Raw genomic sequence first — 13,729 nt, 5'->3', positions numbered from 1 at the left:
ACCTATTTCATCTTTTTCATCATAGACTTGAGGAGGGGGTTGACCTTGGCGGGCTGAGCGGGGGCGTTGCGGTTGCCCTGTCCCGGAGTGCCCTTGCCTGCAATCTTTGCCTTGAGATCTGCGATGGTGGCGTGACCCTGGAGGCTGCCGCGGTTCTGACCATTGTCGCGACCGCCAAAGCCGCCACGACCATTGCCCTGACCACGGGGACCACCGACGCGCTGGCCGCGAGGACCGCTAACGCCTGCACCGGCCACACCATCAACCTGTTCGGTCTTCATGGAAAGGCTGATACGTTTCAGCTTGGCGTCAACGGCAACAACACGTACCTTCACCACGTCGCCCACGGTAAGAACGGTCTTTGCGTCTTCCACGAACTTGTCGCTGATTTCGGAAACGTGTACAAGGCCGTCCTGGTGAACGCCGATGTCAACGAAGGCACCGAAGTTAGCCACGTTGGTAACCACACCTTCCATCCAGCTACCGGTAATCAGGTCGTTGATTTCCTTGATCTTGTCGTCGAACTTTGCGTAACGGAATTCCTTACGGGGGTCGCGGCTGGGCTTCTGAAGTTCGCGCATGATGTCCTGCAGGGTTTCCTTACCCACTTCGTCGGAAAGGAATTCTTCAAGGTTGATGGCCTTGACTGCATCGGCATTGCCCACCAGTTCCTTCACCGGAACGCCAGCCTTTTCGGCCATCTTTTCGATGAGGGCGTAGTTTTCGGGATGGACTGCGGAATCGTCCAGCGGGTTTTCTGCACCCGGGATGCGCATGAAGCCTGCAGCCTGTTCGAAAGCCTTGGGGCCAAAGCCCTTCACCTTCTTCAGGTCTTCGCGGCTGGCGTAGGCGCCGTTAGCTTCGCGGTGCTTGACGATGGCTTCGGAAAGAGTATTGCTGAGGCCTGCAACGTGAGAAAGCAGCGGGGCGGAAGCGCTGTTCACATCCACACCCACCATGTTCACGCAGGATTCCACCACTTCGTCCAGGCGCTTCTTCAGTTCGCGCTGGTTCACGTCGTGCTGGTACTGGCCCACGCCAATGGACTGGGGGTCAACCTTCACCAGTTCTGCCAGCGGGTCCTGCAGGCGGCGGCCGATAGAGATGGCGCCGCGGGTAGTAACGTCTTCCTTGGGGAATTCCTGGATAGCGATCATGCTTGCGCTATAGACAGATGCACCTGCTTCAGAAACGATAACGCGGGGCGGAACCTTGCCCTTGAACTTTGCTGCCATTTCGGCGCAGAAGGCGTCGGTTTCGCGGCTGGCGGTACCGTTACCGATAGCGATCAAGTCAATCTTGTACTTGTCGATAAGGCCCATGAGGTAAACTGCAGAGGCGGCCTTGTCATTCCAGGGTTCGTGGGGCTTGATAATGCCGTGGTCCATGAACTTGCCGTTTTCGTCAAGGACTGCCACCTTACAGCCGGTACGGAAACCCGGGTCGAGAGCGAGAACTGCCTTGTGGCCGGCGGGAGCAGCCAGCAGAACGTCCTGCAGGTTCTTGGAGAACACCTTGAAGGCTTCTTCTTCGGCGGCGTCCTTCAAAAGCAGACGGACTTCGCTTTCCATGCTGGGAGCCAGCAGGCGGTCCCAGGCATCCTGGCACATAGCTTCAAGATAGGGGGTCCAGGTGGTGTTGCCCTTGATGACGTTTGCCTTCAGGTAGCCAACCATTTCTTCGTTGGGAACTTCGATGGAAAGACGGAGCACCTTTTCCTTTTCGCCGCGGCGCAGGGCCAGCATACGGTGAGACGGAATCTTGCTCACCTGTTCGCTAAAGTCGTAGTAGTCCTTGAACTTGGTTTCTTCCTTTTCGAAGTCCTTCTTCACCTTGGAAATCATGACGCCAGTCTTTTCCACCTTGCTACGGAGGTACTGACGGAATTCGGTGTTGTCTGCAACTTCTTCGGCCAGAATGTCGCAAGCGCCCTTGAGTGCAGCCTTCGGATCTGCCAGGCCCTTTTCTTCGGACAGGTAGATGAGGGCGATCTGTTCGGCGGTGTTGCCGGTTTCTTCCTGAGCCCACATGAGGCGAGCCAACGGTTCAAGACCCAGTTCCTTTGCGATGGTTGCGCGGGTGCGCTTCTTGGGCTTGTAGGGGGCGTAAATATCTTCCAGCAGGGTCTTGTCCTTACAGGCTTCGATCTGAGCCTTCAGTTCCGGTGTAAGCTTGCCCTGTTCTTCGATGCTCTTCAGGATGGTTTCCTTGCGGTCAACCAGTTCCTGCAGATAGTCGCGACGGTGGCTGATGTCGCGGAGTTCAATTTCATTAAGGGTGCCCGTCTGGTCTTTACGGTAGCGGGCGATAAAGGGGATGGTACCACCCTGGTCCATCAATTCAAGTGCCTTGGAGACACGCCATACTTCCAGGTTCAGTTCTTCAGCAATAACAGCAGAAAAATCCATAATTCTAATTCCAGTTTGATTTATAGGGTCCGGCAGCCTTTAACTAGGAGTCTCGGCCTAGGCCCTGGTTTACAACAGCTCCCATCAGGGGAGTAAGGGAGAATATAACAATAAAAAATGACACTGGAGTGTCATTTTTAGGTTAAAGGTTAAAGGTTGAAGGTTAAAGTCTTTCCACTTTAACCTTTACACTTTACACTCTATTATACATGTTCTCGTAATATTTTTCGTATTCACCGCTAGTAATATTGTCCAGCCATTCCTGGTTGTCCAAGTACCACTTCACGGTCTTCTCGATACCTTCCTCGAACTGGAGGGAAGGTTCCCAGCCGAGCTCGCGCTGCAACTTACTACTATCAATGGCGTAGCGGGCGTCGTGGCCAAGACGGTCGGTAACGTAAGTGATCAAGTCCATGTCTTCGCCCTCGGCGCGGCCCAGCAGACGGTCCACAGTCTTGATGACCACCTTGATGATGTCGATGTTCTTCCATTCGTTGAAACCGCCGATATTATAAGTTTCGGCAATCTTGCCATTGTGGAAGATAACGTCGATAGCGCGGGCGTGATCTTCGACAAAGAGCCAGTCGCGAACGTTCTCGCCCTTGCCGTAAACCGGCAGCGGCTTCTTGTGACGAATGTTGTTGATGAACAGCGGGATCAACTTTTCCGGGAACTGGTAGGGGCCATAGTTGTTGGAGCAGTTGGTCACGATGGTAGGCATGCCGTAGGTGTCGTGGAAGGCGCGGACGAAATGGTCGGAGCCAGCCTTGGATGCACTATACGGAGAATGGGGAGTATACTTGGTGGTTTCGTAGAAGAAGTCGTCACCGTATGCCAGATGGTGTTCAGAGCTGGAGGCAGTGGTGGTAAACGGCGGCTCGATACCTTCCGGATGGTTCATCTTGAGGGCACCGTAGACTTCATCAGTAGAAATATGGTAGAAGCGCTTGCCCTCGTACTTTTCGGGCAGGGATTCCCAATAAAGCTTTGCGGCCTGGAGCAGAGCCAGGGTGCCCATGACGTTTGTGCGGGCGAAGGTGAACGGATCCTTGATGGAACGGTCCACGTGGCTTTCTGCGGCCAGGTGAATAATACCGTCGATCTTTTCGTCCTGCATCAGCTTGTAGAAGGCGTCGAAGTCGCAGATATCCATCTTCACGAACTTGTAGTTAGGCTTGCCTTCGATGTCCTTCAGGTTGGCCAGATTGCCTGCGTAAGTCAACTTGTCCAGGTTGATGATGTTGTATTCGGGGTACTTATTCACGAAAAGGCGTACTACATGGCTTCCGATAAAGCCTGCGCCGCCGGTAATGACAATATTCTTCATATCTTATAATATAAAAATGAGAATTGTCTATTGTGACAACCTTTTGTCAATTTTCCTATACATTTTGACGGCCTGTTTGGACAAAAACCATTTTTTAGGTTAATTTTATGCTACAATCAATAAAAATTTAAGGTGGAAAACATGAAGACAAGTTTACTGCGTTCAATTTTTGCGGGCTCCTTGCTTGTGCTTGGGGCTGCCGGTATGGCGTCCGCACAGAGCGGTATGGCTGGTGGTCAGGATGGTCTGCATCAGATTGGTGCCAATACCCTCGGTCAATGGAATGTGTCGTTCGGTCTCGGCGGAAATGCATCTCTGGACTGCTGGTCCATGGCTGCCGGTGGCGAAATGCACGACAAGAACGGCGACCGTTTTGTGCTTAACGATGAAGCTGTAGCTCTTTCCGGAAATGTAAATCTGGCCATGGGTTTTACCAATTGGCTGGACTTGGGTGTTGTCCTTCCTTTTAACATGGATATTGTTGGCGACCACGAAGACCGTTTGAGCGACTCCGATATGCGCTCTCCGGGTCTGGGCGATTTGGAAGCCTGGTTCAAGGTTCGCGCTGTCGGTAACGACGAATCCCTGTTCAAACTCGCTATTCTGGGTCAGCTCTATGCTCCCACCGGTAGCGAAGATGCCGGTGTACGTCCCCGTCACGCTTGGTACCTGAGCAAGCACGATACCAAGCCTTACACCGCAGGTGACTTTGCCTTTGGTGGTGGTCTCGTTTTCACCTTTGACTTTAACAGCGTTGGTGCTCCTCTCCGTTGGAATACCCAGGCTAGCTATATCCGCGTAGTGGATCATAATGAGTCTGATGTTCTTTCCTATAGCACCGGCTTTAACTTTTCTCCCATCAGCCTCCTGGACATCTTCCTGGAACTCTCCGGCGAAATGCACCTGGATGATGACGTAGCTCCCATTGATCCTACGGTTGATCCGCTCCTGATTACACCGGGTGTGCGTTTCCATGCCGGCAAGAATATGGATATTGCTTTGGGTGTGGATATTGCCGGACGTATGTTCAAGAACCTGGACTTTACTGCTGACAAGGATCTCAAGGGCAAGGAAGGCTTTGACGTTCGCAATGATGTGGGCGATGGTGAAGTCTATACCTACAAGTATTCCTCTACTCCTATTGTTTCTGGCTCTCTCTCCTTTGTCTGGCGCTTTGGCAGCAAGGTGGATAAGCCCGAAGTTAACGTAGACTCCCTGATCCAGGTCCGTGCCGATTCTCTGGCCAAGGTGAAGGTGGATTCTATCATGGCAACCATCGACACTACCACCAAGATCGATACTGTTGCTAAGGTCGACACTATTGCCAAGGTTGATACCATTGCCAAGGTCGATACCGTCGCCAAGATCGACACAATTACCACTGTTGACACCATCAAGGTGATTGACATGGTGGCGGACTCCGTGAACAGAGCAAGACTTGATTCTGTCGCCGCAGTCAATGACTCCCTGGCCAAGCTCTCTGGCGACGATGACAAGGACGGCGTTCCCAACATGGTCGACAAGTGCCCGGGTACTCTGCCTGGCCTGAAGGTCGGTGCAGATGGTTGCGAAGTGGATACCGATGGCGATGGCGTTGTTGATTCTCAGGATAAGTGCCCGGGATCTAACGAAGCTGCTCCGGTTGACGCAAACGGCTGCGAATTCGACGACGACGGTGACGGCGTTGTTAACGCTCAGGACCTGTGCCCCAGGACCATTAGCGAAGCTGCCGTTGACGGCGATGGCTGCCCCACTAACAAGAATGAAGACCTGGAATACCTCCAGTCTTTGGTGACCTTCAAGAAGGGGACCGCCAAGTTCAATAAGGGTGCAACCAAGGCTCTCGATCAGCTGGCTGGCATCATGCTCCACCGTGATAACCTGCGCATTGAAATCCAGGGCCACGCCGATGACCAGAAAACTTCTGAAAAGAACAAGGATATGTCTCAGAAGCGTGCAGACGCCGTTGTAGACTACCTGGTTAAGAAGGGCGTTCCCTCTAAGCACGTTCGTGCCGCCGCTTTCGGTGATACTCAGCTCCTGGTTCTCCCCAAGACCGACAAGAAGGGTAAGAAGAAGGCCAAGAGCAACCCGAAGAACAACCGCGTTGTATTTGCTTCTCACGTAAAGCAGCCCAAGAAGACTGAAGCAGCTCCGGCACCCGCAATGACTCCGGCTGCTCAGCCCGCTGCCGCTCCGGCACCCGCAGCTCAGCCTGCAGCTCCTGCTCCGGCTGCTGAAGCCGCTCCTGCAGAACCTGCTGCCGCTCCTGCCGCAGAAGCTCCTGCTGCCGAAAAGCCCGCAAAGTCCAAGAAGGCTGCTAAGGCTTCCAAGAAGTCCGCAAAGAAGCCTGCTAAGAAGGGCAAGAAGAAGTAATCTGGCTGTTCACCCCGAGACTCTCGGGGTCGGCTAAATAGCAGAAAAGCCTCGCTTTAAAAGCGGGGCTTTTTGCTTTGTTACAAAATCGTTTGACGGCCTTACTTGCCGTTCACACTGTCAATGTATTTCTTGAAGCCTTCTACACCCAGCGTGTACATGTCTACGAACTTCGGGGCGAAGGGGGGATTCTTGCGACTGTGCATGCCCAGGGCGTCGTGCATTACCAGCACCTGTCCGTCGGTAAACTTGCCGCCGCCAATGCCGATGGTAACGCCCTTCACCTGCTGAGTGATAGCCGTACCCAAGGCTTCGGGAATATGCTCCAGCACCATCTCGAAACAGCCCAGTTCGTCGGTGAACTTCGCCGCCGCCATGATGGCTGCAGCCTCTTCATCGGTCTGACCCTTCTGCTTGAAGTTCGCCGCAGTCTGGGGCAGCAAACCGTGATGGGCACACACCGGAACATCGTGGGCACGCAAAAATTCAATCACGCCCTCGGGCGTACCTTCCAGCTTTACCGAAGCGGCTCCCAGATCCAGGAATCGACGGGCGTTGTCATAAGCCGTTTGCGGATCCTTGTCGCTCAGGTACGGCATGTCGGCTACCACATGGGTGTTTGGCGCGCCACGGCAAACCGCCGCCACGAAAATCAGCATCTCGGCCATACCGATCTCGCTGGTTTTCTTATAACCTAACATGGTGTTGGCCAGACTATCGCCAACAAGAATCTGGTCTACGCCTGCAGCCTCCGCCATTTGCGCGAAAGCGTAGTCGTAAGACGTAATCATTGAAACCTTTTCACCACGGGCTTTCTTTGCCATTATGTCGACTGGACTGAGCATAATTTCCGAATCTCCTGTAAATGCGTTAGTGAATGAATCTCTTTTAAGAAACCGATATGATTCCGCAGGTAGGCCAGGAGCGCATTTTCTACGAATACGCGGGCGAACCCAGCAGACTTTAAAGATAGGGCAGGGGAGTTGGGGGAAGTTCCGCCCCTAAGCTTCCATAAACCCAGCAAAGTTTCGGGCTTGGCCCTGGCAGAATCCACGCCCAGGCAGGCCTTGCAAATCAAGCCGCCCGTTTCCGGGTGAAAGTCCGCCGCCGGCTCTTCTAGAGGGCGTTCGCAACGGCTGCAGACATCCAGATCCAGGTGGTAACCCCACAAGTCGCAAGTATCCAGCAGCCACCGGGCGAAAACCTCATCCGAAGGCACCCTTCGCGGCTGCAGTTCTTCCCGCGATTCCGTCGCGGCGCCGTTGGAGCCTTCGCCAGAATTCAAGTCCCTAAGCGCCTGTTCCAACAGTTCGAACTCGTCTTGCAGCGGCACCCCCTGGGGAGCGTACCTCAGCAGAATCTCGGTCATCACCTGGGCCACCGCCTGATTCATCAGGTCCGCCCTTAAACCCGCATGCCAGTCAAGAAGCGTCGCTTCCTTTATGAACTGCAAGTCCCCGCCACCCGCCTTCTGTGGATTCTGGTTAAAAACCACCTCGCACAGCGACAGCGGATCCATAGCGCCCTTAAAAGGAGACTCCTTGCGTTTGCCTCCCTTTACGATAAACGAAACCACGCCGCATTCCTGGGTTAAAACCTTCACGATCCAGCTGGAATCACTATAAGGGAACCGGTGCAGTACAATGGCCCGGGACTTGACAATCATAATCGCGCAGCCCGCTCGAATGGCCGGATTCTACTTAGCCGGGAACGGAGGCCAGCCCATCACCTGACCGCCAACCACATGCAGATGGATGTGGAAAACGGTCTGGCCTGCGTCAGCCTTGCAGTTGAACACGAAACGTGCGCCGGATTCTTCGAGACCAAGCTCCTTGGCGATACGCTGAGCCTGGAACAAAAGCTTACCCACCAGTTCGCAGTCTTCGGCCTGCATATCCATGATGCTGGAAATATGCTTCTTGGGAATCACCAGGAAATGAACCGGTGCCTGGGGGGCGATATCGTAGAAGGCGAACACATCGTCATCTTCGTAAATCTTCTTGGAAGGGATTTCACCCTTGATAATCTTGCAAAAAAGGCAGTTTTCACTCATAGTGACTATATAATAGAAAATAAAGGAGGACTCCAGTAAAACATCATTCCGAACTTGTTTCGGAATCTCGTCTAATTTCGGACTATTGCCTTGGTGTGAAATCAAGAAGAGCTTTTCTTGGTTCTAGAAGGGAATGGGGGAATAACAAGGAATCCGATGATTTGTTCCTGGGTGAACTTTCATGCTGTTTATTATCGAAAGCAATTGCGGTCAAAAATGTGGCGTGCTGGATGGTGTCGATGGCTATGCCCTTGCCGGGAATTGCTGAAATTCGATTAATCCGATGCAAGGCGCTTAAAAAGAACTTCTGGAACGCTATTTATCGTACCGAAGGGGATTAAAAGATATTTTGATGCGAATTCGCAGGATGCAAGGCGCTTAAAAGGAACTTTTTGAGGGCTATTTATCGTGCCGATGCCGGTTAAAAGAGCTTTTAACCCGCTTTTGTCGGATGCAGGGCGAATCAAAAGAAATTTTTAGGCGGTATTTATCGTGCCGATGCCGATTAAAGGAACTTTTAAAGCCCTTTTGCCGGATGCAAAGTGGATAAAAAGAACTTTTAATTCGCTTTTGTCGGATACAAAGTCAATCAAAAGATATTTTGATGCGCTATCGATCGTGCCGATGGAAATTAAAAGATATTTTGATGCGAATTCGCAGGATATAGGGCGGTTTAAAAGAACTTTTTGAGGGCTATTTATCGGATCGAGTGCATTTTGAACGAAAGCGTAAAATGGGAATTGTGTGAAAAACTTCACAATATTCCAAATAAGAATAACTTTTTCTCACATTTTTTTTATGAATGCCTCACACAGATGAAAAATATTTGTATACTTAAGTCCATCAAAAAAATTGAGGAAATCCCCCGTTTTTTAAGAAATTTAGACGGTTTTGGAAGACTTCTTTTGGTACAAAGTAAAATTTCATGACAGTTCTATGACAGAAACGTGAAAAAACTTTGACAAAAGTGCAAAAAAGTTTGACAAAACTATTGACTTTCGAAAAAATTGAGGTATATTTATCAATGTAAACGAGAGTAAACACTCTGAAACACAAACGCTTCAAGAGCTGTGAATCTCAAAAGAATGTGTCACAATAACAAGGAGTACACTATGAAGAAGCAAGGTTTTACCCTTATTGAATTGATGGTCGTGATCGTTATCATGGGCATCCTGGCCGCTGTTGCAGTTCCTAAGCTGTTCGGCATGATCGCAAAGTCCAAGGCCTCCGAAGTCGGCCCCGCAGCCGGTGAATACGTGAAGTTGCAGGACGCATACGTTGCTGAAACTGGCGTGTACGTTGGTAACTGGGCCAAGATTGGCTATACGATGGGTAATACCACCGTGTTTACCTACGATGACATTGATCTCAAAACCGGCACCAATGGAACAACTTCCATTGTGGGTCTTTCTGGAAAAGTTGGTTGGCAGGCAAAGGCCATCGCAGCCTTGAATGATTGCCCGAAGGATGCTACTTGGTCCATCAAGGTTTCTGGCAACTCTTCTTCCGGTGGTGCAGTTACTTATGAAGCCGTTTATAGCGCAGGATCCAAATGCGATCCTCTGACTCCGAGCTTCAAGAAGCTGACTCGCTAATTTAAGTATTAGGGAATATAAAGTAGGGGAACCTTTCGGGGTTCCCTTTTTTGATTTATGAAACGCATTCTTTCCATATCATTTCTTGCAATCTTATTCTCTGTTCCGCTTTTATTGGTTCAGGAACTATTCGCTTCACCAGAGTCTTACGGATTGGCGTCAGGAGAAGTATTTCTCTTTTTGCTAACGATTCTTTTGCCTCAAGGAAAAATTGCTTATAGGCTTCCTTTCTTTGGGGGAATTTTAGCATATATGTTAATTTGCGGTACTCCAGAATCCTATGCAAGCAGCCTATTTTATGGATTTATTTTAATTCTCACCATTATTTTCAGCTGCATAAAAGTAAAATTCCTGTTATCAATATTCTTTTATTTACTGTTGTCCATTTTCGCTGCAGAAAATTTTTCGTTTTCAACACTATCAATGGATTTAGGCAATGTATGGGATTCTGCGTCTTTCTATTGGTGGGGAATTCTACTATTTATTGGGACTCCGTTGATAGTTGTCGCCTTGAATGTGTTTTTTTCCTATAGATTTTTACTATCCAAACCTAAATTTTTATCATGTAGGCTTGCGTTAACGGCTTTAATCGGAATTTTGGGATTACATTTTGTTGCAAATGAAATGCAGCAACGTCAGCCAATTTTGGAATTTTCCGTGCCTAAATTTTTTTGGCGAGTTTGCACTCCAGGTGTGATTAGCCATAGTTCACTACTGAATAAGGATACAAAGGATCATTTTGACATCTGGAATTTAGAAGACAATATCTTTGATTTTAATCGGCCAACTGTTTTCATTCTTATGGAAAGTTGGGGCGTGAATCAAAAAATTTCTTTTACAGACCTTATTGTTAATGGTTTTGATGGTTCCTATGAAAATGCCGAATTTGTCGGCATATCTTCAAGGTTTAGCTCATTTACCCAAGGTGCGGAATGGGAAGATTTTGACAAAGATAATCCTTCAAATAAAACGATTCCTCAAATATTTAAAGACCGTGGTTTTGAAACCTGGTTCATTCATGGGTATGACGGGGACTTTTACCATCGAGAGTCTTCCTATGGAAATATGGGATTCGACTCGCTAATGTTTAAGGAACATTTTTTAAACATTTCTTTGCAGGGGTGTAGTTATGGTTTCTCTGGAATTTGTGATTCTAGCATTGTGAACTGGTTGGACAAAATTCTTTTGTCCGGAAAACCAAAATTTGTTTATTGGACAACTCTTGATGCGCATCCACCTTATGAAGGACAACACGTCAATGACGAGAATAATATTTGCAAAAATAACTCCTTAAGCAATACGGAATGCGTTTATTTAACCAGGCAGAGCAATACTATTAGATTCATAAAGAAATTAGCGAAAAATCACCCTGAATATCGATTTATTCTAAAAGGAGACCATCGCCCGATGGGGTCTATGGAAGAATCTGGTTTTGTCGCGTCATTCTATTTTAAATGGGTGCCTTTGGTTATTTTGAACAGGTAGAGTTTAAAATTTTATTTAGGCATTTCAAAAAATTGAAGAAGGCCTCCCAATGGGAGGCCTTCTTCAATTTTTGGGGAAATCGCCTCTAATTAATGGACTTATCTTTGGTGTCCATCTTGACGAAGCTTGCATTCAAGACTTCACAGTCAGAAGCAGTGCCTGCTGCGCCAGCAACAATCTTTGCGTCATACAGAGCTGCACCACCAGTGGTTCCATTCTGTTCAACATAGATCTGCCACTTTGCACCGTTACCGCAATCGTTCAATGCGGCAACATTTGTTGCTTCCCAACCCTGAACCTGAGTTGCGTTGAGAGTAGTAGTGTTCTTATCCCAAGAAGTATTTGCAGCGGGTTCGGAGTAATTGAAATTGGAGGAAGGGTCCATCTTATAGCCAATAGCCTTCCAGTTACCAACGTACACACCAACTTCGCTCACATAAGCGTCCTGCAACTTCACGTAGGTAGTGTCTTTTTTCAGATAGCATGCGAAGAATTACCCTTGAAACGATTGTTTTCAAATTGTATATTCCTTAAGAAAGAGGTTTTTTATGATAACTTCAGCAAATGCAGTTCAGCAATTGGTGGTCGATGTGGAAGACGCTTCGCTTTTGAAGTCGATAAAACAGGCGATTTCCATGCTAAAGGGTGTGTCATCTGTTACTGTCAACAAACCGAAGGTTCGTATGACCCAGCAGGAATTTTTCAAAAAACTTGATGATTCAGTAGCGTCAGCAAAGCGTGGCAGAACAGTCCGCATGCTTTCAAATGAATCAGGTCAGGAATTTTTGGATAGAATTCTATGCCATACGAAGTAAATTTTACTCCCAAAGCTACTGAAGATTTACAAAATCTTCAAAGGTCTGCTCCGCAAGCTTTAAAAAAACTCGCGAAGTTACTCGATGAGCTAAGAGAACATCCGCGAACAGGAACAGGCCAAGTAGAACAGCTGCGCCATTATAGTGAAGAGACTTGGTCTCGTCGCATAACAAAAGAACACAGGCTTGTCTACCAAATCCACGATGATGTAGTTCAAGTTCTGGTTATATCTGTCTACGGACATTACTAAATTCAAGCTGTTGAACTATTACTTATCGGTTTGCTTCCTGTTCGGAGCCCTTTGCAGTTTCACGCAGTAATCTGTATTTTAAAGTACAAAGCATTGTCCGATTGGCAATATTTTTTAGTATTCCAAACCATGGAAAAGCAAATTTCTTGGACCGTAGCTGCTATAAGCGAATTCGCAAAAGCGAAAAAACTTACAATCAAACAGGCTTTTAATTACCTAAACTTGTTCAAAGGAATAGAGTTTCTGCAAAAGCACTATGGTGCAGAACATCTGCTATCCTTTGATGATACTGTTGAAGATTTGATTGCAATCTGTTCGCAAAACGAATCAATTGTCAAATTCGACTTTATAGAGAAAAAAACGGAGCGTTTGAATATTTCGATCAGACGAGGTGATGGGGCTGTCAATATGAACCCGAAGCAACAATACCTCGCAGAATGTATTGTAAGTGAAATGGCTCTGTGGCTCATCCAGGATCGATCCCTATCATTATCAGAAGCACTAAACGTTATTTATAATTCGCAAACTTTTGAAAAACTGCAGAATCCGCAGACTAGCCTATATCAAGAAAGCTCTGCCTATGATTACGAATTGTTGTCTTCGGAAATCAGAAACGGTAAGTTTATTCAGGAAGAAATCTGATATAGGCAACCTGTGTTTTTTCAGAATGATTTTCAGAAATCACACTAAACCTACGTGAAGTTGCAGGACGCTTTCACTGCAGAAACTGGCGCATACTATGGTTCTTGGGACGTTATTGGCTATGCAATCGGCAAGAAGGGCGCTACCTGTGACAACTCCGCTTGTACTGGTACCACCAATAACTTCGAATTTGCACAGGCTGGTTCCTACGATGCAAGCAAGCACACTGCTGCTCTGTCTGCAACAGCAACAACTGTCTGGACTGCAAATAACAAGGTTAAACTTAACGATTGCGTTCAGGGAACTACTCCTAACTGGGTTCTTCAGGTTTCTCAGGCTAGTGGAAGTTCTGCAGGTGAATACCAGTGGACCGCAACTGCTGCTTCCGACTGCAAGGGCTTGACCCCGAACTTTGAAAGCCTCGGTACTGCAAACTAAGCATAAAATCACTATTACAGCGTAAAAAAGGCCGCGCCTACGAAGGAGCAGCCTTTTTTGTTTACGTTCTTTCTATTACTGCAAAGTCTGGATTACATTGTTAGTTTTAGTAGAGAGTCTGCCCATGCTCGGAACGAGAATTGCCTAGAACATGTATACGTCTCCACAAGCCTGAAAAAATGAATCTTCGTATGAGGCATTCCAGGAGCCGTCGCAAAAATAAAGCAAAATAGTATAAATAAAAGAGGCATCATCAACATGTGTGGAAGCATTTAGGCAGCCTTGCTAGATGATTCTCTCGATTCCGATTCCCATTCGTAGGCTATCTGTACATCTACA

The 13,729-nt window shown here is 48.2% G+C and carries 15 protein-coding genes; 8 read left to right on the top strand and 7 right to left on the bottom strand.

Annotated elements, in window-relative coordinates; genetic code table 11:
* Positions 1-2: 2 nt before the first annotated feature.
* Positions 3-2,408 (bottom strand): Tex family protein, encoded by a 2,406-nt coding sequence (locus tag BUB73_RS01955; protein ID WP_073233469.1) that lies wholly within the window; start codon positions 2,406-2,408, stop codon positions 3-5.
* Positions 2,409-2,601: 193 nt separating this feature from the next.
* The gene (locus tag BUB73_RS01950; RefSeq protein ID WP_073283211.1) at positions 2,602-3,735 is read right to left on the bottom strand and encodes a dTDP-glucose 4,6-dehydratase; all 1,134 of its coding nucleotides are present in this window, start codon (positions 3,733-3,735) and stop codon (positions 2,602-2,604) included.
* A 141-nt stretch (positions 3,736-3,876) separates the two neighbouring features.
* On the opposite strand from BUB73_RS01950, the gene BUB73_RS01945 reads away from it, so the two are divergent.
* Positions 3,877-6,111 carry an OmpA family protein gene (locus tag BUB73_RS01945; RefSeq protein ID WP_139259084.1) on the top strand — a complete coding sequence of 745 codons (2,235 nt, stop codon included), beginning with the start codon at positions 3,877-3,879 and terminating at the stop codon, positions 6,109-6,111.
* Positions 6,112-6,212: 101 nt separating this feature from the next.
* Here the strand turns inward: BUB73_RS01945 and panB are convergent, their stop codons facing one another.
* The 3 genes from panB to BUB73_RS01930 are packed head-to-tail and all read right to left on the bottom strand — an operon-like array spanning position 6,213 to position 8,164.
* Positions 6,213-6,935 (bottom strand): 3-methyl-2-oxobutanoate hydroxymethyltransferase, encoded by a 723-nt coding sequence (gene panB, locus BUB73_RS01940; protein ID WP_254794993.1) that lies wholly within the window; start codon positions 6,933-6,935, stop codon positions 6,213-6,215.
* Positions 6,935-7,777 carry a DNA repair protein RecO gene (gene recO / locus BUB73_RS01935; RefSeq protein ID WP_254794992.1) on the bottom strand — a complete coding sequence of 281 codons (843 nt, stop codon included), beginning with the start codon at positions 7,775-7,777 and terminating at the stop codon, positions 6,935-6,937. Before recO ends, panB begins: the two co-directional genes overlap by 1 nt.
* A 30-nt stretch (positions 7,778-7,807) precedes the next feature.
* Positions 7,808-8,164: a histidine triad nucleotide-binding protein gene (locus BUB73_RS01930; RefSeq protein ID WP_073155514.1), complete on the bottom strand. Its 357-nt coding sequence runs from the start codon at positions 8,162-8,164 to the stop codon at positions 7,808-7,810.
* A gap of 95 nt (positions 8,165-8,259) precedes the next feature.
* Between BUB73_RS01930 and BUB73_RS16780 the strand changes: the two genes are divergently transcribed.
* Positions 8,260-8,505 (top strand): hypothetical protein, encoded by a 246-nt coding sequence (locus BUB73_RS16780; protein WP_139259083.1) that lies wholly within the window; start codon positions 8,260-8,262, stop codon positions 8,503-8,505.
* Between the two features lie 135 nt (positions 8,506-8,640).
* Here BUB73_RS16780 and BUB73_RS16775 read toward each other — a convergent pair whose 3' ends face one another.
* On the bottom strand, positions 8,641-8,922 hold the full coding sequence (locus BUB73_RS16775; RefSeq protein WP_139259082.1) for a hypothetical protein: 282 nt from the start codon (positions 8,920-8,922) through the stop codon (positions 8,641-8,643).
* A gap of 354 nt (positions 8,923-9,276) precedes the next feature.
* Here BUB73_RS16775 and BUB73_RS01915 point away from each other — a divergent pair, with 354 nt between their 5' ends.
* Positions 9,277-9,759, top strand: coding sequence for a type IV pilin protein (locus BUB73_RS01915; RefSeq protein WP_073283201.1), 483 nt, complete (start codon positions 9,277-9,279; stop codon positions 9,757-9,759).
* A 57-nt stretch (positions 9,760-9,816) separates the two neighbouring features.
* Entirely contained in the window at positions 9,817-11,244 is a 1,428-nt protein-coding gene (locus tag BUB73_RS01910) for a sulfatase-like hydrolase/transferase (RefSeq protein WP_073283198.1), read from the top strand.
* An 85-nt stretch (positions 11,245-11,329) separates the two neighbouring features.
* Here the strand turns inward: BUB73_RS01910 and BUB73_RS01905 are convergent, their stop codons facing one another.
* The gene (locus tag BUB73_RS01905) at positions 11,330-11,680 is read right to left on the bottom strand and encodes a hypothetical protein (RefSeq protein WP_139259081.1); all 351 of its coding nucleotides are present in this window, start codon (positions 11,678-11,680) and stop codon (positions 11,330-11,332) included.
* Positions 11,681-11,792: 112 nt separating this feature from the next.
* Between BUB73_RS01905 and BUB73_RS01900 the strand changes: the two genes are divergently transcribed.
* The 4 genes from BUB73_RS01900 (at position 11,793) to BUB73_RS01885 (ending at position 13,390) form a co-directional block, all read left to right on the top strand.
* On the top strand, positions 11,793-12,059 hold the full coding sequence (locus BUB73_RS01900; RefSeq protein ID WP_073283194.1) for a hypothetical protein: 267 nt from the start codon (positions 11,793-11,795) through the stop codon (positions 12,057-12,059).
* Complete coding sequence (locus BUB73_RS01895; RefSeq protein ID WP_073283192.1) at positions 12,044-12,310, top strand: Txe/YoeB family addiction module toxin; 267 nt, start codon at positions 12,044-12,046, stop codon at positions 12,308-12,310. Before BUB73_RS01900 ends, BUB73_RS01895 begins: the two co-directional genes overlap by 16 nt.
* 129 nt (positions 12,311-12,439) lie before the next feature.
* On the top strand, positions 12,440-12,952 hold the full coding sequence (locus BUB73_RS01890; protein WP_083539624.1) for a DUF3791 domain-containing protein: 513 nt from the start codon (positions 12,440-12,442) through the stop codon (positions 12,950-12,952).
* Between the two features lie 54 nt (positions 12,953-13,006).
* Entirely contained in the window at positions 13,007-13,390 is a 384-nt protein-coding gene (locus BUB73_RS01885) for a hypothetical protein (RefSeq protein ID WP_073283188.1), read from the top strand.
* The last annotated feature ends 339 nt before the right edge of the window (positions 13,391-13,729 follow it).

Origin of the sequence: Fibrobacter sp. UWH6, assembly GCF_900142465.1 — a bacterium.
Lineage (GTDB): Bacteria > Fibrobacterota > Fibrobacteria > Fibrobacterales > Fibrobacteraceae > Fibrobacter.
This window is presented reverse-complemented; position numbering and strand designations above follow the sequence as displayed.

Excerpts from the sequence above, each read along its gene's own strand:
- BUB73_RS01955 (WP_073233469.1), bottom strand. The coding sequence starts at position 2,408 with ATGGATTTTTCTGCTGTTATTGCTGAAGAACTGAACCTGGAAGTATGG.
- BUB73_RS01950 (WP_073283211.1), bottom strand. The coding sequence starts at position 3,735 with ATGAAGAATATTGTCATTACCGGCGGCGCAGGCTTTATCGGAAGCCAT.
- BUB73_RS01945 (WP_139259084.1), top strand. The coding sequence starts at position 3,877 with ATGAAGACAAGTTTACTGCGTTCAATTTTTGCGGGCTCCTTGCTTGTG.
- panB (WP_254794993.1), bottom strand. The coding sequence starts at position 6,935 with ATGGCAAAGAAAGCCCGTGGTGAAAAGGTTTCAATGATTACGTCTTAC.
- recO (WP_254794992.1), bottom strand. The coding sequence starts at position 7,777 with ATGATTGTCAAGTCCCGGGCCATTGTACTGCACCGGTTCCCTTATAGT.
- BUB73_RS01930 (WP_073155514.1), bottom strand. The coding sequence starts at position 8,164 with ATGAGTGAAAACTGCCTTTTTTGCAAGATTATCAAGGGTGAAATCCCT.
- BUB73_RS01915 (WP_073283201.1), top strand. The coding sequence starts at position 9,277 with ATGAAGAAGCAAGGTTTTACCCTTATTGAATTGATGGTCGTGATCGTT.
- BUB73_RS01910 (WP_073283198.1), top strand. The coding sequence starts at position 9,817 with ATGAAACGCATTCTTTCCATATCATTTCTTGCAATCTTATTCTCTGTT.
- BUB73_RS01900 (WP_073283194.1), top strand. The coding sequence starts at position 11,793 with ATGATAACTTCAGCAAATGCAGTTCAGCAATTGGTGGTCGATGTGGAA.
- BUB73_RS01895 (WP_073283192.1), top strand. The coding sequence starts at position 12,044 with ATGCCATACGAAGTAAATTTTACTCCCAAAGCTACTGAAGATTTACAA.
- BUB73_RS01890 (WP_083539624.1), top strand. The coding sequence starts at position 12,440 with ATGGAAAAGCAAATTTCTTGGACCGTAGCTGCTATAAGCGAATTCGCA.